Raw genomic sequence first — 22,083 nt, forward strand, 5'->3', positions numbered from 1 at the left:
TGCTGTTATTACCGCCGGCATCTCCTGCTGGCTGATACCGCCGAGCGCAGGATCTCATGCGATGCGGTCATTATTCAGCGTGTGAACGAGTTCCTAGCATCCGTCGCTCAGCCCGATCAGAGGAAGTGTACGGATGCAGTCCCAGCACGAGCGTCATCGCAAGACCATCAGTCCCGCTATCGCGGGGCACAGCCGTCATCTGCCTGCACGCTCCGTGCTTGCCTGCGTGATCGTCGCTGCGCTGGCCGGTATGTTGTCGCCGTCGCAGGCCCATGCGCAATCGGCCGAACAGCTGCAGCGTGAGAACGCGCAGTTGAAGGCCGAGATCGCGCGCCTGCGCCAGGCGGCCGGCCTCCCGCCGGAAGCCGGCACCGCAGCGCCGCCGAATACCGCGGCGCAGGCATCGGTCGAGCCGATACCCGCATCGGACGTCGGGGATGCAGCGCTGCTGGATGCGGTGATCGTCAAGAGCGAGCAGATCAAGCAGCAGGCCGCGTCGATCTCGGCGGTCACCGGCGAGGAGCTGGAGAAGTTCCACGTCAACAACTTCCGCGACATCGTCAATCGCATCGGCAACGTGCGCACCTCGTGGCAGAACCCGAACACCGCCTCGATCTTCGTGCGTGGCGTGGGTTGGGCCGCCGGCGCCGGCGTGCTGGAACCCAGCGTCGGCGTCAGCGTGGACGGTGTCGGCCACGGCATCAATGCGATCTCCGCGTTGAGCAACTACCTGGACATCGAGTCGGTGCAGGTGGTGCGTGGGCCCAACGGCACCGAAGGCGGTCGCGCGGCCAACGTGGGGCGCGTGGAGATCACCACCCGCAAACCGAGCTTCACCCCGGAAGCGCGCGCGGCGATCACGCTGGGCGAACGCAACACCACCATCGCCACCGCGGTGGTGGGTGGTGCCATCATCGACCAGAAGCTGGCCTACCGCCTGAGCGTGAACCGCGAGGCGGCCGATGGTCCGTTCGACAATGCCAACGACACGCACTACAGCTGGCGCAATACCGACCGCACCAACGTGCGCGCGCAACTGCTGTTCACGCCGAACGACAGGCTGGAAGCCAATCTGTCGGTGGATGTCACCCCGAAGGGCCGCGAGATCTGCGAGAACTGCTTCTGGTTCAACACCAGGACGCCGGCCACCTACGACTGGACCAATCCGGTCACCGGCCAACCGGGGCAGGTGAACTACGCCGAGGATGTGTTCGGCAAGCTGCAGCGGCGCTGGTTCGCGCAGAACCCGAACTACACCATCGATGACTACTACCGTCCGCGCGTCAACACCATCGGCGAGTACCCGAATACCTACAAGACCGCCGGCGTTACCGCCAACGTCGCCTATAAGCTCAGTGACGCCACCACGCTGACCTCGATCACCGGCTGGCGCGATTATGATTTCTCGCAGGGGGCGGGTTCGCATACCGGCTTTGAGTGGTTGCGTGCCCCGCGCGGCACCCAGACCAGTTTCGAGCAGCTCAGCCAGGAGCTGCGCCTGGACAGCCAGTTGAGCGACGGCCTGAGCCTGCGTGCCGGCGGTTTCTACTTCCACGGCAAGTTCCCCAACTACAGCCAGACCGAGCGCTACGGCACCGATGCCGGCGCCTACTACGCCAACGCCGCACAGTACGCCCTGCTCGACCCGATCAACCCGGCATTGCCCAACGCGGTGGATGCCGCCGGCCGGCTGCTGCTGTTCAACTCCACCTACGGGCTGATCACCCAGCGCAAGGAGCGTTACGACAACAAGACGCTGGCGGCGTACTCCAACATCAAGTGGGAGGTCAGCGACGATTTCAGCGTCAACGCGGGCCTGCGTGTCAGCCGCGAGACCCGCAACAACCGCGCCGGCAGCGCGATCCTGGCCGACGGCTTCGCCGGGGAACTGAACCCGGCCAAGGTCAACAACGTCGTCTACAACGGCTTTGTCAACGATGCATCCGGCAACCTCGCCGCCGGCAACAACGCCGCGCAGCTGGCACTGGCCGACCTGGTCGCACAGAAGTACTTCGGTGCGACCACCTACGGCGCGCTGAGCACCAGGCAACGCCAGCAGGTGGCCGCGGCCAAGGCGATCCGCGCCGGCCGCATCGGCAGCTCCTACCTGGAGGTTGCCGCGCCGGAGTACCAGGAGACGCTGTTCAGTGGCGTGCTCGGCGCGAACTACCGCATCAACGACGCGTTGACCATGTACGGCTCGTACCGCTACGGCGAAAAGCCGGGCATCACCCAGATCGTCGGCGCCACCGCGCTGGGCGGAAAGTCGGTGCCGGCCAAGGCCGAGTCCACCCAGGCCTGGGAGCTGGGCTTCAAGTCGCTGCTGCTCGATGACAAGCTCTCGCTGGCCGGCACCGTGTTCCTGCAGGACATCAACGACTACATCCAGAACACCTTCGTCTACGACGAAGTGCAGACCGCGTTGAACAACGACGGCAAGCCGGCCTACGTGGCCGCGCTCGGCAATGTGCCCAAGGTACGCACCCGCGGCCTGGAACTGGACGTGGCCTACTTCGGCATCCCGTACACCACGCTGCGCTTCTCCGGTGCGTACACGGACGCGACCTACCGCAAGTTCCCGCGCGCGCCGAACCCGGCCGAGCTGGGCGGCGGCAATCCGGCCGGCCCGTACTACGACGCCAGCGGCAAGACCCTGCCGGGTGCGCCGAAGGTCAGTGGCAACCTGTTCGCCGATTTCTCGTACCCGCTGGGGCAGGTGTGGGCGTTGCAGTCCAACCTGAACTACAACTACCAGAGCAGCTATTACACCGACACGCTGCTGTCGCGGTACGCCAGGACCGATCCACTGGGCACCACCGATTTCTCGATCGGCCTGGGCCGCCAGGACGGCCGCTTCGCGATCAGCCTGGTGGCCAGGAACCTGTTCGACCAGGACACCGGCGTGCCGCTGACCTGGAACTCGTACAAGCCGGGCATTCCGCGCTGGCTGGGCGTGACGGTGCAGGCGTCGCTGTACTGAGGCGCAGGAAGGCATCGCCGGCCAGGCTGGCCCGTTGAGGGGTCAGCTGGCCGGCTTGAGGTCCACGCCTTCCATCGCCTGTTCAACGCTGTCCGCGTTGCAGCGCACGGTGGCGACGTGGCGACCATTGACCTCCACGTTTACGCCGGCCTGCACTTCGTGCTCGTCGGTCATGCGGTCCACGCTCCAGAACACGTCATAGACCGTGTTGCCGTTGGGCACGTTGATCGAATAGGAGATCGCCCGCCCGATGCCTTCCCATTGCCAGGTGGAGGCCTCTTCGCGGCGCACCTTCAGCTGCATTTCCGGGGGCCGTCCAGGCTTGCCGAAGGTGTAGTGCAGCGTATCGCCCGCATCGCACAGCAGCACCTGCTTGCCGTTGGTGGTGTTGCAGGTGAACAGCTGTGTTTCGGCCGCGGCGCAGGTGTTGCTGGCCGCGGCCGGCATGGCGGTGAATGCGGCCGTCAGGGCCAGTGCCGCGATGGCATGTCCGGGGCGTTCCATCTCGCTGCGTCTCCTTGTCTGTGGATGCGTGGTCCGCACGACCGCCGCTGTGGTGGTCAGGCCTGTCGCGCGACCTGGAAGCCGGCGAAGGACTGGCTGACCGGCATCAGTTCCAGGCGGTTGATGTTCAGGTGCGGCGGCAGCGTGGCCACCCAGAAAACCTGCTCGGCGATGTCGGCAGCCGTCATCGGGTCGGCCCCCTTGTACAACTGGTCCGACGCGGCCTGGTTGCCGTGCGTGCGCACCAGGGTGAATTCGGTTTCGGCCATGCCCGGTTCGATCGCAGTCACGCGCACGCCGGTGCCGTGCAGGTCCGAGCGCAGGCCCAGCGAGAACTGGCTCACGAAGGCCTTGGTGCCGCCGTAGGCATTGCCGCCCGGGTACGGGTAGATGGCGGCGGTGGAACTGATGTTGATGATCGCGCCGCGGCGTTCGATCAGCTTCGGCAGCAGCGCATGGGTCAGCGTGACCAGCGCGGTGATGTTGGTGTCGATCATGGTGCGCCAATCGTCCAGGCTGGCGTGCTGGGCCGCGGCGGTGCCCTGGGCGAGGCCGGCGTTGTTGACCAGCAGGTCGATGTCACGGAAGCCGGCCGGCAATGCCGCCAGCGCCGCCTGCATGGCCGCGCTGTCGCGGATGTCGAACACCGCCGCATGCACGGTGCCGGAACCGAATTCGTCGACCAGCGGCTGCAGGCGCTCGGCACGGCGACCGGTGACGATCACCTTCCAGCCGGCCGATGCGAAGCGACGGGCGGTGGCGGCGCCGAAGCCGGAAGTGGCACCGGTGATCAATGCAGTCTTGGACATTGCGGAATCCTTGGGGCAGGGATTTCGATTTTCGCACTTTGCGGTGGTGCGGGTGTGGGGAGGTCGCCGCCTCAAGCAAAGGGCCAAAGCCAAAGCGCCCCCTCATCCCAACCCTTCTCCCGCAGGCGGGAGAAGGGCTAAAGCCAAGAGCCAAGAGCCAAAGCACCCCTCCTCAACCCTCCCCAGCACCTGCGGCGCTGGGGAGGGTTGAGGAGGGGTGCTCTTTGCAGGTAAATCAACGTCGCAAAAAGATTGAATTTCGAGCAGGCGCGCACTCAAAGCCCCGGGTGCGCTCCGCTTACCCGGGCTACAACGGCACAAACAAAAAGCCCCAACACCAAAGCGATGTCAGGGCCTGAATGTTCGAAGGGCTCTTCAAGTGATCTGTCAGTCGCAGCAGCCCCCTTGAGTAAAGGGGGCGCGCCGACAGGCGCGGGGATTTGGAGAAGAGGGGCACGGGGCCCAAAGTTTGTTTCACAAACTTTGGGGTGAAGCCGCCGTAGGCGACTTCACTGCGCCTTGATCGCCATCGCCTGCAGTCCGCTGCCGTCGAGCTTGGACTTGGCCTCGGCCAGTTCGCTGGCGGTGCCGTACGGCCCCATGCGCACGCGGTACACGGTGTTGCCGTTGATCTGCGCCGATTCCACGCGCGCGGCCAGGCCCATCATCGCCAGCTTGGCCTTGGTGGCTTCGGCCTCGCCGGAAGCGCCGAACGCGCCGGCCTGCAGGATGTAGCGCACGTTCTCGCTGGCTGCCGCAGGTGTGGCGGCGGCCGGTGCCGGGGTTGCCGCGGCCGGCCGGGTAGCGGGCTGGGCGGAGGCGACCTGGGCCGGGCGGGCCGGCGGGGCTTCGGCTACCGGCGTCGGCTGGCGCGGTGCTTCGCTGACCGGTGCCGGCAGGGCGGCGGTGGCCGGCAGCGGGCGACCTTCCAGCGCGGCCTGCGCACGCTGCGCCTCGGTCGGCGGGGTGGCGCTGGCCGCTGCGGCGGCACGCGCAGCCGCGGCACGGCGCTGTTCCTCGGCCTTGGCACTGGCCGCCAGCTCGGCGTCGGACATCTGCACTTCGGTGCCTGGCAGCAGGTTGTAGAACTCGTACTGCGTGGCAGGCTTGTCTTCCGGCTTGGTGGCCGCCTGCGCGGCCGGCCGTGGCACATCCACGCCCGCATCGACGTCGGCATCGACGACCGGCGCCGGCTGCGCGTCCGGGTTGGGTTGCGGGCCTACCCGCAGGAAACCGTCGCCGTCCTTCTTGAACAGGTTCGGGGCCGCCAGGAACACCACGGCAGCGATCGCCGCGCCGGCGACCAGCCACACCCACCCGGGCGTGCCGTTGCCGCTGTTGCGTCGTGCCTGTGTCTTGCCGCGTCGTGCTGCCATTTCTACTGCGTCTCCTTGACTTACATCTTTTCGGGGGCGCTCACGCCCAAGATGCCCAGGCCATTGGCCAGCACCTGACGGGCCGCGCAGGCCAGCGTCAGCTTGGCGTTGCGCGAGGCCCCGTCGTCCACCAGCACCGGCGTCCCGTGATACCACGTGTGGAAAGCGTGCGCCAATTCACGCAGGTACTGCGCGACCTGGTGCGGTTCCAGCGCGGCGCCGGCGGCTTCCACCACTTCCGGGTAACGCGAGATTTCGTTCATCAGTTCCAGCGACAGCTCGTCGCCGAGCAGCGACAGCGCGGCCAGGCCGTCGGCCTGCTTGTAGTCCAGGCCCTTCTCCTGGGCCTGGCGCAGCAGCGAGCAGACGCGGGCATGCGCGTACTGCACGTAGAACACCGGGTTGTCGTTGCTCTGCTGGCGGGCCAGGTCGATGTCGAAGGTCAGCTGCGAGTCCGGCTTGCGCGCGATCAGGAACCAGCGCACCGCGTCGCTGCCCACTTCCTCGATCAGGTCGCGCAGCGTCAGGTAGCTGCCGGCACGCTTAGACAGCTTCACTTCCTCGCCGCCGCGCATCACCGTGACCATCTGGTGCAGCACGTACTCCGGCCAGCCCTGGGGGATGCCCAGGTCCAGCGCCTGCAGGCCGGCGCGCACGCGCGCCAGCGAGCCGTGGTGGTCGGCGCCCAACTCGGTGATGGCGCGCTCGTAGCCGCGCTGCCACTTGCTCAGGTGGTAGGCCACGTCCGGCAGGAAGTAGGTGAAGGTGCCGTCGGACTTGCGCATCACGCGGTCCTTGTCGTCACCGAAATCGGTGGAGCGCAGCCACAGCGCGCCGCCTTCCTCGTAGGTGTGGCCCGAGCTGATCAGCTGGTTGACGGTCTCGGCGACCTTGCCGTCCTTGTACAGCGAGCTTTCCAGGAAGTAGATGTCGAAATCCACCCCGAACGCGGCCAGGTCCAGATTCTGCTCGTTGCGCAGGTAGGCCACGGCGAAGCGGCGGATCGCCTCGATGTCCTCGGCGTCCTTGGCACCGACCACCTGGCTGCCTTCCAGCTCGACCGTCTGGCCGAGCAGGTAGGCCTTGGCCACGTCACCGATGTAGTCGCCGTTGTAGGCGTCGGCCGGCCACTGTGCGTCGCCCGGCTTGAAGCCGCGCGCGCGCGCCTGCACCGATTTGGCGAGGTTCTCGATCTGAACGCCGGCGTCGTTGTAGTAGAACTCGCGCTTGGCGTTCCAGCCGTTGGCTTCCAGCACGCGGGCGATGCAGTCGCCGATCGCGCCGGCGCGGCCGTGGCCGACGTGCAGCGGGCCGGTCGGGTTGGCCGAGACGTATTCCACGCCGACCGAGCGGCCGTTGCCGCTCAGGTTGCGGCCGTAGTCGGCGCCTTCCTTGAGCACGCTGACCACTTCGCGCTGGTAGGCCACCGGCGCGAGCTTGAAGTTGATGAAGCCCGGGCCGGCGATCTCGACCTTGGCGATGTCATCGCTGGCGGGCATGGCCTCGACCAGCGCCTGGGCCAGTGCGCGCGGGTTGCTGCGCGCGGCCTTGGCCAGCAGCATCGCGGCATTGGTGGCGAAGTCGCCGTGTTCGCGGGTCTTGGGTCGCTCGACCACGAATTCCGGCGGCAGGGTGTCGGCAGGCAAGGTGCCGTTGGCGCGCAAGGCTTCGATGCCTTGGCCGATGAGGGCGCGGAGTTGGGGTTTCACGTGGACTATCTGCTTGAAGCGCGGAACTGACCATTTTACCCGACCTGTGGGTCAACCGCCCCCGGATCGCCGCAGGTGGGGGTCAGGATTGTCAAAACCGCGTTGACGGGCTTCACATCCAGCCACGCGCGGCCAATGACACCGGCGGGCCGTCACCGACCACGAAATGGTCCAGCAGGCGCACCTCCACCAGCGCCAGCGCCTGTCGCAGGCACCGGGTGAGGGCGCGGTCGGCCGCCGAGGGCTCGGGGTCGCCGGAGGGGTGGTTGTGGCCGACGATCACCGCCGCGGCGTTGTGGGCCAGGGCCCGCCGGACCAGCTCGCGCGGATGGACCTGGGCGCTGTCGAGGGTGCCGCTGAACAGCTCCTCGAAGGCCAGCGCCCGGTGCCGGGTGTCCAGGAACAATGCGGCAAACACCTCCTGCGTATGGTGGCGCAGGCGCTGGGCGAAGTAGCGGCCGGCCGCGTCGGGGTCGCTGAGCAGCGTGCCGCGCTCCAGCGCCGTGGCCAGGTGGCGGCGGCCCAGTTCCAGCGCGGCATTCAGCTTGCAGGCGCGGGCCGGGCCAAGCCCGCGCAGGCGTGCCAGCGCGGCCGGTTCACGGTCCAGCAGGGCCCGCAGCGAGCCCTGCGCCTGCAGCAGTTCGCGCGCGGTCTGCACCGCATCACGGCCAGGCAACCCGGAGCCCAGGAAAATGGCCAGCAGTTCGGCATCGGACAGCGCGCCGGCACCGCGTGCCAGCAGCTTCTCGCGGGGGCGTTCGGTGCGTGGCCAGTCACGAATGTGCATGCCGGCAGGTTGGGTGTTGATGAGCAAAAGGTGGATCGGCCCGGAGATACCCTTCGGTTAAGCTAATCGTTCTTGTGCAGCTAGGAATTTCCACTCGTGACCAGCGTTTCCCCGAGTACCCCGGCGTCCTTGCGGCCGCTGGAAGGACAGAAGCTGCTGTTGTGCGTCGGTGGCGGCATCGCCGCCTACAAATCATTGGAACTGGTGCGCCGCCTGCGTGACGCCGGGGCCACCGTGCAGGTGGCCATGACCGCCGGGGCGCAGCAGTTCGTCACCCCGCTGAGTTTCCAGGCGTTGTCCGGCCATCCCACCCGCACCACGCTGTGGGACAGCGCGGCCGAGCAGGCCATGGGCCATATCGAACTGGCGCGCTGGGCCGACCGCATCGTGATCGCGCCGGCCACCGCCGACCTGCTGGCGCGGCTGGCGCATGGCAACGCCGATGACCTGGTGACCACGCTGTGCCTGGCCACCACCGCGCCGCTGACGGTCTGCCCGGCGATGAACCACCGCATGTGGCTGCACCCGGCCACGCAGGCCAACATCAGCCTGCTGCGCGCGCGCGGCGTGCAGGTGATCGGTCCGGAAGACGGCCCGCTCGCCGAGGGCGAATCCGGACCGGGCCGCCTGAGCGAGGCGCAGGCCATCGTCAGCGCGCTGGCGGCCAACCTGGCCGCACCGGCGGCGGCCGTGCCCGGCCGCCTGAACGGGACCCGGGTGCTGATCAGCGCCGGCCCGACCTATGAAGACCTGGACCCGGTGCGCTATGTCGGCAACCGCTCCAGCGGCAAGATGGGCTATGCGCTGGCCGCCGCGGCCGCCCGCCAGGGCGCGCAGGTGGTGCTGGTCAGTGGCCCGGTGCAGTTGCCCACGCCGGCCGGCGTGGAGCGCATCGACGTGCGTTCGGCCGCGCAGATGCGCGAGGAGGTGCTGTCGGCGTTGCCGGCGGATATCTACATCGGCGCCGCCGCGGTGGCCGACTACACCCCGCGCCAGGTGTCGCCGCAGAAACTGAAGAAGACCGCCGGCAGCCAGACCCTGGTGCTGGAGCTGGTCCGCACCGCCGACATCCTGGCCGAAGTGGCCGCGCAGGAGCAGGCGCTGAAGCTGGTGGTCGGGTTTGCCGCCGAAACCCACGACGTGGAGAAGTACGCCCGTGGCAAGCTGGCCGACAAGCACCTGGACCTGATCATCGCCAACCAGGTCGGCGTCGCCGGCGGTGGCTTCGAGAGTGACCAGAACGCGGCCACCGCCTACTGGAACGGTGGCCAGCGCGAGTTCCCCGGCACCGCCAAGACCCAACTGGCAGAACAACTGCTGGACCTGATCGCGGAGAGACTGGACGCATGAGCAACCCCAACGCATTGCAGCCCCTGCAGGTAAAGCTGCTGGACCCCCGTTTCGGCGATGCATGGCCGTTGCCGGCCTACGCCACCGAAGCCAGCGCCGGCATGGACCTGCGCGCGGCCATCGAGGCGCCGCTGGCGCTGGCACCGGGTGACGCGGCGCTGCTGCCCAGCGGCATCGCCATCCACATCGCCGACCCGGGCCTGTGCGCGGTGGTGCTGCCGCGCTCCGGGCTGGGCCACCGCCACGGCATCGTGCTGGGCAACGGTACCGGGCTGATTGATGCCGACTACCAGGGCCCGCTGCTGATCAGCGTGTGGAACCGCGGCCGCGAAGCCTTCACCATCGAGCCCGGCGACCGCATCGCGCAGCTGGTGGTGATGCCGATTGCACGCGTGAGCCTGCAGGTAGTGGATACTTTCATCGACAGCGCACGTGGAGCGGGTGGATTCGGCCACACCGGGGTGCGCTGACAGGGGAAAACACGATGAGCCAAGGGAAAGAAGGGCGCCCGCGCATCGCGCTGGGCCGTTCAACACCGCTGCTTGCGGTGCTGGTGCTGCTGTTGGCCGGCCTGTTCGGCTGGAGCGCGGTGAACCAGTGGCTGCAATCCGATACCGGCACGGCGCTGGAGCAGTCGCGTGACCAGGCGGTGGCGGGCGTACAGAAGGCGCTGGACGGGCAGACACGGCAGTTCGCCAGCCAGCTGCAGCTGGAACCGGTGAAGGCTGCCCTGGCCGGCGGCGACGCCCAGGCCAGCGCGCTGGCCATCCGCGACAAGTGGAACGGCGTCGAAGACGCCGTGGTGCTGGATTCGACCCTGATGGAGGCCTACGCCGATCCGGCCGCCTTCGGCTATGCACGGCTGTCGCTGCTGGAACTGGCCCTGGCCGAAGGCAAGCCGGTGGCGCGCGTGGTGCGCGACGGCGGTGCGCCGCGGTTGGGCCTGGCCGCACCGGTGCGGCTGGGCGAGCGCGAGGCGGTGGTGTACATCCGCCAGCCGTTGAACCGCCTGACCTCGGTCTTCGACACGATCGACGCGCCGGGCAGTGCCTTCCTCGGCCTGCGCCAGGGCGGCTTCACCATCGTCGCCAAGGGCAACACCGGGCTGGGTGGTGGTGCCGATGCACTGGCCCGCCCGGTGGGCGAGACCGGCCTGCGCGTGGTGGCCGAACTGCCGGACATCGGTGAAGGCCCGATGGGGCTGGGCATGGTCGCCTGCGCGGTGGTGGCGGTGCTGCTGCTGGCGCTGGCCGTGCTGATGCTGGTGGGGCGCAAGCGCCTGAAGCTGCCGGCCCTGCGCCGCACCACCGAAGTGGTCGACGACAACACGATGACCCTGCAGCAGGCGCTGGAGCAGGAACCCCTGCCGGTGGCCGCAGCCACCTCCGCGCGCGCCGCCGGCGAGGACGCGCCGGCGCGTCCGGAACCGGGCGCCGAGGCGGTGGTGCCGGGCATCTTCCGTGCCTACGACATCCGTGGCGTGGTCGGCACCGAGCTGACCGGCAACGTCGCCACCCTGATCGGCCAGGCCATCGGCAGCGAGATGCAGGCCCAGGGCCTGCGTGAGGTGGTGGTGGGCCGCGATGGCCGCCTGTCCGGGCCGGAGCTGGCCGATGGCCTGATCGAGGGCCTGCGCCGCGCCGGCTGCGATGTCATCGACATCGGCATGGCACCGACGCCGGTGGTCTACTTCGCCAGCTACCACCTGCGCGCGGGCAGCTGCGTGGCGGTGACCGGCAGCCACAACCCGCCGGACTACAACGGCTTCAAGATCGTCATCGGCGGGGAAACCCTGTCCGGTGACGCGATCACCGCGCTGTACACGCGCATCCAGGAAGGCCAGCTCAAGCGTGCCGATGTGCCGGGCAACCTATCCGAGCGCGAGGTCATCAACGATTACGTGCAGCGCATCGCCGATGACGTGCAGCTGGACCGCCCGCTCAAGGTGGTGGCCGACGCCGGCAACGGCGTGGCCGGCGCGGTCGCCCCGCAGCTGCTGGAGGCCATTGGTGCCGAGGTCATCCCGTTGTACTGCGACGTGGATAGCACCTTCCCCAACCACCACCCCGATCCGAGCGACCCGCACAACCTCGAGGACCTGGTGCAGATGGTCAAGCGTTTCGACGCGGACCTCGGCGTAGCCTTCGACGGCGACGGCGACCGCCTGGGCGTGGTCACCCGCGAAGGCAAGGTGATCTTCGCCGACCGCCTGCTGATGCTGTTCGCCGCCGACGTGCTGATGCGCAACCCCGGCGCGATGGTGCTGTACGACGTCAAGTGCACCGGCAAGCTGGCCGACTGCATCCTGCGCAACGGCGGCAGCCCGATGATGTGGAAGACCGGGCATTCGCTGATGAAGGCGAAGATGCGGCAGACCGATGCCGAGCTGGCCGGCGAGATGAGCGGCCACTTCTTCTTCAAGGAGCGCTGGTACGGTTTTGATGACGGCCTGTACTCGGCCGCGCGCCTGCTGGAGATCCTGGCCCAGCGCGAGGAATCGCCGGAGGAGGTGTTCGCCGAGCTGCCGGATGCGATCTCCACCCCGGAGCTGAAGGTGCCGGTGGAAGAGGGCACCCAGCATGCGCAGGTGGCGCTGTTCGTCGCTGCCGCGCAGTTGGAGGAATCCCCGTTCGCCGGTGCGCGGTTGTCCACCATCGACGGCCTGCGTGCCGACTTCAACGATGGCTGGGGCCTGGTGCGTGCTTCCAACACCACGCCGGTGCTGGTGCTGCGCTTCGAAGGCGACAGCGAGGCGGCGCTGGAGCGGATCAAGGGCGTGTTCCGCACGCAGTTGCAGCAGATCCTGCCGGAAGGCACCGAACTGGGCTTCTGACCGGACTGGTGTGTCGCCACGAAGGCCGTCCGCGCGCTGTGCGGGCGGCCTTCGCGTTTGCAGGAGCGCCCGAGGGCGCTCCTGCCGGCGGCGGCTCACGCGCCGCCGAAGCGCAGGCCCACGCCCGGTTCGGTGAACAGGTAACGCGACTGCAACGCCGAGTCGCCCAGCTTGTGGCGCAGGCGGCCGACCAGAATGCGCAGGTAATGCGTGTCGTGCTTGTGAGTCGGGCCCCAGATTTCCTGCAGGATCTGCGGCTGCGTCACCACCCGCCCGCTGTTGCGCAACAGCAGCGCCAGCAGCGCGTACTCCTTGCGCGTCAACGCCACCGCTTCGCCGTCGATGCGCACCTCGCGGCGCGCCAGGTCGATGTGCAGGTGGCCATCGTCGAACACCGGCACCTGGCCTTCGCTGTCGGTGCTGCGGCTGCGCAGCAGGGCGCGCACGCGCGCCATCAGCTCCTGCGTGCCGAACGGCTTGGTGACGTAGTCGTTGGCACCGTTGTCCAGCGCCCGTACCTTCTCGGCCTCGCCGGCGCGCACGCTGAGCATGATCACCGGCACCTGGCTCCACTGCCGCAGTTCGGCCAGCACGTCGTGGCCCTCCATGTCGGGCAGGCCGATGTCCAGCACCACCAGGTCGGCGCCTTCGTTGGTCAGTTGCTGCAGGCCCTCGCTGCCGGTGGCGGCCTGGCTGACCGCGTAGCCCTGGGCGCGCAGCGAGATGTCGAGGAAGCGGCGGATCTGCACTTCATCGTCGATCACCAGCACGCGTGCCGGCGGAATGGCGGGAGCTTCAGCCATTGTCGGGCGCGGGGTCCGGTTGCGGGGTGAGCAGGGGCAGGGTCATGCGCACCAGCGTACCGCGTCCGTCGCGCCCCGGCAGCGCCTCGACCTGGCCGCCATGCGCGCCGATCATGCCCTGGCAGATGGTCAGGCCCAGGCCGGTGCCCTGGCGGCCGCGGTCACCGCGTTCCACGCTGTAGAACATGTCGAAGATGCGCGTGCGCTCGGCATCGGGGATGCCCGGGCCTTCGTCGATCACCTCGATGCGCAGCGTGCTGTCCTGCTGGCGTGCACGCACCTGCACGGGAACGCCGGGCGGGGAGAACTTGGCGGCGTTCTCCATCACGTTGAACACCGCCTGCTCGACCAGCGCCGGATGCACCCAGATCGGTGCAAGGTCGGCCGGGATATCCAGGCTGAGCCGCACCTCGGGCTGGTAGCGCTGCAGGCGCCGCGCCGCCGAGCCGATCAGTTCGTCCACGCCGATCCAGTCGCGGTTGAGCTTCAGCCCGTCGTGGCCGAGCCGGGTCATGTCCAGCAGGTTCTGGATGTAGCGGTCCAGGCGCTCGCCCTCGACCACGATGGTGTCGAGCAACGCACGGCGATCGACCGCATCCATGGCCTCGGCGTAGTTGGACAGGCTGTCGGCCGAACCGATCATGGCCGCCAGCGGCGAGCGCAGGTCGTGCGACACCGAGGACAGCAGCGCCGAGCGCAGGCGTTCGGTCTCGTTGTGCAGGTGGGCGGTTTCCAGCTCGGTGACCAGTTGGGTGCGCAGCGCGGCCTGGGCGATGTCGTCGGCCATGGCCTCGGCCAGCTGCCGTTGTTCCGGTGCCAGGCGTGGGTGCTGCCGGCCGAACTGCAGGCCGGCCACGCCGATGGCCCGGCCTTCGCCGTCGAGCAGCGGCAGGAACCACCAGTCGGCGCCGGCCAGCGTGTCGGTGCAGCGGCCGGCCGGCTGGCCATGCCGCAGCGCCCAGTCGGCCGCGGCCAGGTCGGTGTCGCCGGGCGCGGCGCTGCCGCTGGTGCTGGTATCGCCAGCCAACCGCACCCAGGCCGGCGCATCCAGCGCCTGTTCCAGCGCAGCGCGCCCGGCGTGCGCGACCTGCGCGTTGTCGGCGGCACCGGCCAGCTGCCGGCCCAGCGCCTGGCGCAGCGTGGCGTGGCGGTTGGCCGCGCGCAGCGCCACCACCTGCATGCGCAGCCGCGAGGCCAGGCGGCCGGCGACCAGCGCCGCGGCCAGGAACAGGAACACGGTGATCACGCCCTGGCGTGCACTGATGGCGAAGGTGAAGCGCGGGGCGATGAAGAAGAAGTTGTAGGCTAGGAAGCACAGCGTCGCGGCCAGTACCGCCGCGCTCATGCGCGTGCGTGCGGCGACCAGCACCACCGCGACGATGAACACCATCGCCAGGTCGCTCAGGCCGATCCAGCGTTCGCCCAGCCACGCCGCGATGCAGGCCACGGCAGTGGCCAGCACCGCCAGCCCGGCGTCCTTGGCCCAGCTTCCGGTATCCAGCGACAGCCCCACCCGGCGTGCGCGGGCGCGGGCCTGCGGGGTGCTGATGATGGTGATCTCGTAATGCGCGCCGCGTTGGATCAGCTGTTGGGTCAGGGTCTGGTTGAACAGCCGCGCCAGCGGTCGTTCGCGGGTGCGGCCCAGCACCAGCGAGGACACCGCGTTGTGCGCGGCGTAGTCAAGCAGCGCGTCGGCGATGCCGGGCCCGTGCAGCAGTTCGGCTTCACCGCCAAGGCGGCGCGCCAGCGCGAAGGCGGCATCGATCTCGCGGCCGGTGGCTTCGTCCTGGCGCCGGTGCTGCACGGTCACCACCGTCCACGGCGCATCGCGGCGCTCGGCGATGCGCCGCGCGACGCGCACCAGGTATTCGCTCTGGCCGCCGCCGTCGATGGCCACCAGCACCCGTCGCCGCAGCGGCAGGTTGCCTTCGCCACGCGCGGCGCGGGTCTCGCGCAGGCTGCTGTCCACGCGGTCGGCGGCCTCCTGCATCGCCAGTTCGCGCAGCGCGGTGAGGTTGGCCGGCGAGAAGAACGCCTGCAGTGCCTGCGCGGCCTGTTCGGGCACGTAGACCTTGCCCTGCTGCAGGCGCTCGATCAGCTCGCGCGGCGGCAGGTCGACCAGCACGATGTCGTGCAGGCGGTCGAACACCCCGTCGGGCACGGTTTCGCTGACGCGCACGCCGGTGATGCGCATCACCACGTCGTTGAGGCTTTCCAGGTGCTGGATGTTGAGGGTGGTCCAGACGTCGATGCCGGCGTCGAGCAGCTCCATCACATCCTGCCAGCGCCGCTCGTGGCGGCTGCCGGGGGCGTTGCGGTGGGCCAGCTCGTCGACCAGCACCAGCGCCGGGTGCCGGGCGAGCACCGCGTCCAGGTCCATCTCCTGCAACCGATGGCCGTGGTAGTCCACCTGTTGCAGCGGAATGATCGGCAGGCCGTCCAGCAGCGCGGCGGTATCGCCGCGGCCGTGCGTCTCGACCAGCCCCACGGCCACGTCGACGCCGCGCCGCAGTTGTTCCTGGGCGCGGGTGAGCATGCGGAAGGTCTTGCCGACGCCGGGGGCGGCGCCGAGGAAGACCGTCAGCTTGCCGCCGGCATCGCGTTGCAGGCCTTCCACCAGTGCGTCGGCCTGGCGGCTGCGGGTGTCGTTCATGGCCGCGATTGTGCGCCGTTGCCGGTCGCGCATGCATCACGGGGCATGCATGGCCTCGTCCAGCCTGCGGTTGAGCGCGACCACGTTGATCCGTGGTTGGCCAAACACGCCCCATTGACGGCCCTGCACCTGCGCCTCCACCACTGCCTGCACGCGTTCGACCGGCCAGCCGCGTGCCCGTGCGACGCGGGCCACCTGCACCTGCACGGCGGCCGGCGACAGCTCCGGGTCCAGGCCGCTGCCGGACTGGGTGGCCAGTTCACCCGGCACCTTCGCCGGGTCGATGTTCTCGCGGGTCGCGATGGCGGCGGTGGCATCCGCCACGCGTTTGGCCAGGTCCGGGTTGCTGCGCGCCAGGTTGCTGCCGGCAGCGGCCATCGGATCGTAGTTGGCCGCCGATGGACGTGCCTGGAAGTAGCCATCGCCCTTGAACGGCTGCGCGACCAGCAACGAAGCGCGCACCGTGCCATCGCCATCACGCAGCAGGCTGCCATCGGCCTGGGCGGGGAACAGCACGCCGGCGATGCCGGTGGCGACGATGGCATAGACCAGCCCGGTGCCGATCAGGCCGAACAGCGACAGGCCGATGGCCGGGCGCCAGAGGAGAGTGGAAGTCGTGGGTTTCATGCGCCGAACACCATGGCAAGAAGAAGGTCGATGGCCTTGATGGCCGCAAAGGGAAGCAGCACGCCGCCCAGCCCGTATACCAGCATGTTCCGGCGCAGCAGCGCGGTGGCGGTGGCCGGGCGGAAGCGCACCCCGCGCAGCGCCAGCGGGATCAACGCCGGGATCACCAGCGCGTTGAAGATCAGCGCGGCCAGCACCGCGTTGCGCGGGCTGGACAGCTGCATCACGTCCAGCGCGTGCATCGAGGGAATGGCGGCCACGAACAGCGCCGGCAGGATCGCGAAGTACTTGGACACGTCGTTGGCCAGCGAGAAGGTGGTCAGCGCGCCGCGCGTGATCAGCTGCTGCTTGCCCACTTCCACCACCGCCAGCAGCTTGGCCGGGTCCGAGTCCAGGTCGACCATGTTGCCGGCCTCCTTGGCCGCCTGCGTGCCGGAGTTCATCGCCAGGCCGATGTCGGCCTGCGCCAGTGCCGGCGCATCGTTGGTGCCGTCGCCGACCATCGCCACCAGCCGGCCGCCGGCCTGCTCGCTGCGGATGCGCGCCAGCTTGTCCTCGGGCCGGGCCTGGGCGATGTAGTCGTCCACGCCGGCCTCGGCGGCGATGGCCGCGGCGGTCAGCGGGTTGTCGCCGGTGATCATCACCGTGCGGATGCCCATCGCGCGCAGCTGCGCGAACTTCTCGCGCATGCCGTGCTTGACCACGTCGGCCAGCTCCACCACGCCGAGCACATGCCGGCCTTCGCTGACCACCAGCGGCGTGGCGCCGCCGCGCGCGACCTGGTCCACGCGCGCCTGCAGCTCGTTGGGCACGTTGCCGCCCAACGCGAGGACATGCGCGGTGATCGCGTCAGCCGCGCCCTTGCGGATGCTGCGGCCGCCGGCCAGGTCCACGCCGGACATGCGGGTCTGCGCGGAGAAGGCCAGGTAGTCGGCCGTCTCCGGTTCAGCGGTGGCGCAGCCCTGCTCGCGCGCCAACCGCACGATGGACTTGCCTTCCGGGGTCGGGTCGGCCAGCGAGGACAGCAGCGCCGCCTCGCGCAGCTGGTCGCCGTTGATGCCGGCCAGCGCGTGGAAGGCCGATGCCTGGCGGTCGCCGTAGGTGATGGTGCCGGTTTTGTCGAGCAGCAGCACGTCCACGTCGCCGGCCACCTCCACCGCCTTGCCGGACTTGGCCAGCACGTTGGCCTGCAACGCGCGGTTCATGCCGGCGATGCCGATGGCCGGCAGCAGGCCGCCGATGGTGGTCGGGATCAGGCACACCAGCAATGCAATCAGCAGCAGCGGGTCCAGCGTCACGCCAACGAAACCGGCGATGGCCGGCAACGTCGCCACCACCACCAGGAAGGTCAGCGACATCGCCGCCAGCAGCAGCGTCAGGGCGATCTCGTTGGGCGTCTTCTGGCGGTTGGCGCCTTCCACCAGCGCGATCATGCGGTCCAGGAAGCTGTGGCCGGGCTCGGCGGTGACGCGCACCACGATCTCGTCGGACAGCACCTTGGTGCCACCGATCACGCCGGAACGGTCGGTGTTGGCCTCGCGCAGCACCGGGGCCGATTCGCCGGTGACGGCGGCCTCGTTGATGGTGGCCAGGCCGCGCACGATCTCGCCATCGGCCGGCACGAACTCGCCGGCGCTGATGATCACCAGGTCACCCGGGCGCAGTTCGGCGGCAGCGACCTTGTCCTCGCCTGCACCGGCCAGCGCGGTGGCCAGGCGGCGCGCGACCAGGTCCTGGCGTGCGCGCCGCAGCGACGCGGCCTGGCCCCGGCCACGCGCCTCGGCGACGGCTTCGGCGAAATTGCCGAACAGCACCGTCACCAGCAGGATCGCGGTGACGGCCAGGCCAAAGCCCAGCGGTGCATTGCCGCTGAGGGTGAGCAGCAAGGCCAGCAGCGTGCCGGCCATGACGATGGCCATCACCGGGTTGTGCAGCAGGTGGGCCGGGGCGAGCTTGCGCACCGATTCCAGCAGTGCCCGCCGCCAGCCGGCGGCATCGAGCAGGGCGGGGCGGCGTACGCCGGCATGTGGAACAGAAGCATTCATGGGGATCAGGCTCCCTGCAGTGCCAGGCTCAGGTGGTCGGCCACCGGGCCGAGGACCAATGCCGGCATGAACTGCAGCACGGTGAGGATGACGATCACGCAGACCAGGGTCAGCGCGAAGGTCGGGGTTTCGATCTGCAGGCTGCCCGCGCTCTGCGGGGCCTGCCGCTTGGCCGCCAGTTGGCAGGCGATGACCAGCGGAATGATCAGCACGGGGAAACGGCCCAGGGCCAGCACCAGCGCGCAGCTCAGGTTCCACCACAGGGTGTTGTCGGCCAGCCCCTCAAACCCCGAGCCGTTGTTGGCATAGGCGGAGGTGAACTCATAGAACACCTGGCTGATGCCGTGGAAGCCGGGGTTGGAGGTGCCGGCCAGGCCGGGCAGGGCCAGCGTCAGTGCGGTCAGGCCGAGCAGGGTGATCGGCTGCAACAGCACAAGCACCGCCAGCAGTCGCACCTGCGGGGTTTCCAGCTTGCGGCCGAACAGTTCCGGCGTACGCCCGGTCATCAGCCCGGCCAGGAACACCGCCATCAGGATGTAGACCAGGAACTGCTGCAACCCGCAGCCAATGCCGCCCCAGATCGCGCTGACCAGCATGTTGACCAGCGATACCAGGCCGGTCAGGGGGCTCATCGAGTCCTGCATGCCGTTGACCGAGCCGTTCTGCACCTGGGTGGTGAGCGTGGCCCACAGCGCGGTGCCATCCGCGCCGAAGCGGGTTTCCTTGCCCTCCATCAGCAGTGCGCTGGCGGCGGTGGCGCTGTGGCCCTCGGACCACAGGCTGGCGAAGGTGGACAGCAGCGACATGCCGAGCATGCAGCCGAACACCAGTGCCGCGAACTTCCAGCGCCCGGTGAAACGGCCGATCATGAAGATGATCGCGATCGGGATCAGCACAATGCCGACCAGTTCCAGTGCATTGGACAGCGGCGTCGGGTTCTCCAGCGGCACGCTGCTGTTGGGGCCGTACCAGCCGCCCCCGTTGGCACCCAACTGCTTGGCCGCCACCATCGCGGCCACCGGGCCCAGCGGGATCTTCTGCGTCGCCATGCCGGCGCTGGCATCGATCGGCGTGGCCTGCGGGCCCGCGGCCAGGGTGGACGGCACGCCCTGCCAGGTCAGCAGCAGCGCCCACAGCAGGCACAGCGGCAACAGGAAGCGCAGGCACAGGCGCACCACGTCGGCGTAGTAATTGCCGACGGTGACGCGTACCGGCGTATGGGTGTCGGCGGTGGTGGCCGCCGGTGCCTTGGCGAACAACGCACGCAGCGTGGCCACCGCCAGCGCCAGGCCCATCATCGGCGTGATCACCTGCAGGCCGGTGATGCCGGTCATCTGCGACAGGTAGGACAGCTGTGCCTGGCCGCTGTAGTGCTGCTGGTTGGTGTTGGTCAGGAACGACACCATCGTGTGCAGCGCGGTGTCCCAGCGCAGGTTGGGGATGTTGTCCGGGTTGAACGGCAGCCAGGCCTGGGTCATGAACACCGCCTGGGTCAGCACGGCCAGCACCAGGTTGCTGATCAGGAAGGCGAGCACGTAGCCACGCCAGGACATGGAATGGGCCGGGTCCACGCCGAGCACGCGGTACAGCGGCTTCTCGATCCAGTGGAACAGGATGTCGATGCGCATGGGCGTGCCGCGCATCAGCCGCGCCAGGTACAGCCCCAACGGCCAGGCCAGCGCGATGCCGGCCAACAGGATGACAAGGGTTTCGGTCATGGCGCGGTCCTCAGAACGACTCGGGTCGCAGGACCGCGTACAGCAGGTAGGCGGCGGCGATCAGCACCACCACGCCGCACAACAGGGAAAGCCAGCCGGGCATGGAACACCTCGGTAGGGGCACCGGATGGCCGATGCCCGTTGATGGAAGGGCAGGGCACCGGCCTTGGATACGCCGATCACCCCGTTCAAGGCCGGCATCGTCCTCCCGCAGGGCGTAAACGTTCGACGCCGACGGGCAGGGATTGGCGTAAAAAGCACATAAAAAGTGGGGGAACGCCGCATGGTCCGGCACGGCGCGCGATGCGGTCACCGCGCCCCGCGCTCCGGCCGGGTGCGATGCACCCCATCGAGGGGAGCGGGGGGCTTCAACCGGGCAAAAGAAAAGCGGCCCGAAGGCCGCTTGGGTTCACATGACTCAGGACGCGTCGGTCATCCCTGCGCCGGTGCCGGGGCGGCGGCCGGTGCCGGCGGCGCGTCGGCCGGCGCGGTGATGCCCTTGAGCTCACGGTAGCGGGCCAGGGTCTGGGCAATCTCCACGTCCAGCGCCCTGCGCTGGGCCTCGAAGGCCCCCTGCAGGCGCAACTGGGCCAGCAGTTCGCCATGGCGCTGGCGGATGTCCTGGGCCTGCTTGTCGGCCACCTTCTGCCCGGCCAGTTCCTTGTTGCCGGCCGATGCCAGCTGCGCCGCCAGCGCTTCGCGCAGGCTGGTCACGTTGTAGGCCGCGGTCTTGATGTTGTTGTCGACGATGGCGACGCGCTCGTTGAATACGCGGCGCAACGCATCCTCGCTGCCATAGGTGGACAGCATCGCCTGCTCGGTGCGCTTGCGCGTTTCCACCGCGGCGGCGTCCACCTCCGCCTGGGCCCGCGCCAGTGCCGCATCGGCGCGTTCCTCGGCGGTGAGCGCACGCTGGACCTCGGCACTGCGGGTGCCGCTGCGTGCGTTGAATTCCTCGCGCGCGCTGTTGACCGCCTCGCTCGGCAGCGTGTCCGAGCAGATGCGTTCGCCCCCCTGGTTCCAGCAATACAGCTTCTTGCCGGCGTCGGCCGGCTTGTTCTGCGCGGACACCGGCAGCGCCAGCGCTGCCAGCAGCGCCAGTGCGGTGGTACCTGTCCGGGAAGGAATCAGCGTCATGGCAGCCCCCTGCGATCAGCCTGTCGGATTGCTCCCGTAGCGGGCACGGTAGGCCAGCAACGGTTCGCGATAGCCGACAAGTTCCGGGTTCCCGGAGGCGAATGCAAGCAGGTCGGCCAGGTTGGCCACCGCGATCACCGGAATGCCGGTTTCAGCGGCCACGGCCTGGGCGGCCGAGCGGCGGTCTTCTTCCGAGGCGATCTCCTGGCGGTCCAGGGCCACCACGATGCCGGCCGGGATGCCGTTGGCCTCGCGGATGATGGCCAGCGCCTCGCGGATGGCGGTGCCGGCGGTGATCACGTCATCGACGATCAGGATGCGGCGGCCGGCCATGTCGGCGCCGATCAGGCTGCCGCCCTCGCCGTGGTCCTTGGCCTCCTTGCGGTTGAAGGTCAGCGGCAGGTCGCGGCCGCGGTGGGAGAACTCGCAGGCGATGGCGGTGGCCAGCGGGATACCCTTGTAGGCTGGCCCGAACAACTGGTCGTAGGCCACCCCGGACGCCTCGATGGCATCGGCATAGCAGTTGCCCAGCTGGGCCAGGGCCAGTCCGGTGTCGAAACGGCCGGCGTTGAAGAAGTACGGGCTGGAGCGGCCGGACTTGAGGGTGAACTGGCCAAAACGCAGGGCGTCGGCATTCAGCGCCAGCTGCAGGAAGCGGGAACGGTGGTTACTCATGAAAATCCACTTTCTAGTCGTCGTTTGAAGGGCACTAGGTTAATGCATGGCTACGGCGAATGCTGTTCCCGGCGGTA

General features: G+C 68.9%; 17 protein-coding genes. 4 read left to right on the forward strand and 13 right to left on the reverse strand.

All coding sequences use genetic code 11. The features are described from left to right. Positions 1-133 precede the first annotated feature (133 nt). Positions 134-2,980: a TonB-dependent receptor gene (locus ATCM_RS02065; RefSeq protein WP_132862604.1), complete on the forward strand. Its 2,847-nt coding sequence runs from the start codon at positions 134-136 to the stop codon at positions 2,978-2,980. Between the two features lie 42 nt (positions 2,981-3,022). On the opposite strand, the gene ATCM_RS02070 is transcribed toward ATCM_RS02065, so the two are convergent. The 5 genes from ATCM_RS02070 to radC form a co-directional block, all read right to left on the reverse strand. Then, entirely contained in the window at positions 3,023-3,484 is a 462-nt protein-coding gene (locus ATCM_RS02070) for a hypothetical protein (RefSeq protein ID WP_132862605.1), read from the reverse strand. A 56-nt stretch (positions 3,485-3,540) separates the two neighbouring features. Beyond that, positions 3,541-4,293, reverse strand: a complete 753-nt coding sequence (locus tag ATCM_RS02075) for an SDR family NAD(P)-dependent oxidoreductase (protein WP_132862606.1) — start codon at positions 4,291-4,293, stop codon at positions 3,541-3,543. A 509-nt stretch (positions 4,294-4,802) separates the two neighbouring features. Continuing rightward, positions 4,803-5,669 carry an SPOR domain-containing protein gene (locus tag ATCM_RS02080; RefSeq protein WP_132862607.1) on the reverse strand — a complete coding sequence of 289 codons (867 nt, stop codon included), beginning with the start codon at positions 5,667-5,669 and terminating at the stop codon, positions 4,803-4,805. 20 nt (positions 5,670-5,689) lie between these two features. Then, positions 5,690-7,378 (reverse strand): arginine--tRNA ligase, encoded by a 1,689-nt coding sequence (argS, locus tag ATCM_RS02085; protein WP_132862608.1) that lies wholly within the window; start codon positions 7,376-7,378, stop codon positions 5,690-5,692. 112 nt (positions 7,379-7,490) lie between these two features. After that, positions 7,491-8,165, reverse strand: a complete 675-nt coding sequence (gene radC, locus ATCM_RS02090) for a DNA repair protein RadC (protein ID WP_132862609.1) — start codon at positions 8,163-8,165, stop codon at positions 7,491-7,493. A 96-nt stretch (positions 8,166-8,261) separates the two neighbouring features. Here radC and coaBC point away from each other — a divergent pair, with 96 nt between their 5' ends. From coaBC to ATCM_RS02105, 3 genes are read left to right on the forward strand one after another with little or no spacing between them, the layout of a single operon-like run. Further along, entirely contained in the window at positions 8,262-9,515 is a 1,254-nt protein-coding gene (gene coaBC / locus ATCM_RS02095) for a bifunctional phosphopantothenoylcysteine decarboxylase/phosphopantothenate--cysteine ligase CoaBC (protein WP_132862610.1), read from the forward strand. Next, positions 9,512-9,985 (forward strand): dUTP diphosphatase, encoded by a 474-nt coding sequence (dut, locus tag ATCM_RS02100; protein WP_132862611.1) that lies wholly within the window; start codon positions 9,512-9,514, stop codon positions 9,983-9,985. Before coaBC ends, dut begins: the two co-directional genes overlap by 4 nt. A gap of 14 nt (positions 9,986-9,999) precedes the next feature. Continuing rightward, positions 10,000-12,348 carry a phosphomannomutase/phosphoglucomutase gene (locus tag ATCM_RS02105; RefSeq protein ID WP_132862612.1) on the forward strand — a complete coding sequence of 783 codons (2,349 nt, stop codon included), beginning with the start codon at positions 10,000-10,002 and terminating at the stop codon, positions 12,346-12,348. 95 nt (positions 12,349-12,443) lie between these two features. Here ATCM_RS02105 and ATCM_RS02110 read toward each other — a convergent pair whose 3' ends face one another. The 8 genes from ATCM_RS02110 to pyrE form a co-directional block, all read right to left on the reverse strand. Then, complete coding sequence (locus tag ATCM_RS02110; protein WP_132862613.1) at positions 12,444-13,151, reverse strand: response regulator transcription factor; 708 nt, start codon at positions 13,149-13,151, stop codon at positions 12,444-12,446. Then, on the reverse strand, positions 13,144-15,804 hold the full coding sequence (locus ATCM_RS02115; RefSeq protein ID WP_132862614.1) for a sensor histidine kinase KdpD: 2,661 nt from the start codon (positions 15,802-15,804) through the stop codon (positions 13,144-13,146). The genes ATCM_RS02110 and ATCM_RS02115 overlap by 8 nt, the downstream gene beginning before the upstream one ends. Before the next feature lie 36 nt (positions 15,805-15,840). Further along, positions 15,841-16,431, reverse strand: a complete 591-nt coding sequence (gene kdpC / locus ATCM_RS02120; protein WP_132862615.1) for a potassium-transporting ATPase subunit KdpC — start codon at positions 16,429-16,431, stop codon at positions 15,841-15,843. Continuing rightward, on the reverse strand, positions 16,428-18,476 hold the full coding sequence (gene kdpB / locus ATCM_RS02125; RefSeq protein ID WP_132862616.1) for a potassium-transporting ATPase subunit KdpB: 2,049 nt from the start codon (positions 18,474-18,476) through the stop codon (positions 16,428-16,430). The genes kdpC and kdpB overlap by 4 nt, the downstream gene beginning before the upstream one ends. Before the next feature lie 5 nt (positions 18,477-18,481). Continuing rightward, positions 18,482-20,194 carry a potassium-transporting ATPase subunit KdpA gene (kdpA, locus tag ATCM_RS02130; protein WP_132862617.1) on the reverse strand — a complete coding sequence of 571 codons (1,713 nt, stop codon included), beginning with the start codon at positions 20,192-20,194 and terminating at the stop codon, positions 18,482-18,484. Between the two features lie 10 nt (positions 20,195-20,204). Beyond that, complete coding sequence (locus tag ATCM_RS02135) at positions 20,205-20,297, reverse strand: potassium-transporting ATPase subunit F (protein WP_057635969.1); 93 nt, start codon at positions 20,295-20,297, stop codon at positions 20,205-20,207. Between the two features lie 329 nt (positions 20,298-20,626). Beyond that, positions 20,627-21,331, reverse strand: coding sequence for a hypothetical protein (locus ATCM_RS02140; protein WP_132862618.1), 705 nt, complete (start codon positions 21,329-21,331; stop codon positions 20,627-20,629). Between the two features lie 15 nt (positions 21,332-21,346). Next, positions 21,347-22,006 carry an orotate phosphoribosyltransferase gene (gene pyrE / locus ATCM_RS02145; RefSeq protein ID WP_132862619.1) on the reverse strand — a complete coding sequence of 220 codons (660 nt, stop codon included), beginning with the start codon at positions 22,004-22,006 and terminating at the stop codon, positions 21,347-21,349. Positions 22,007-22,083: the final 77 nt, after the last annotated feature.

The organism is Stenotrophomonas sp. ATCM1_4 (assembly GCF_004348115.1).
Taxonomy (GTDB): domain Bacteria; phylum Pseudomonadota; class Gammaproteobacteria; order Xanthomonadales; family Xanthomonadaceae; genus Stenotrophomonas; species Stenotrophomonas capsici.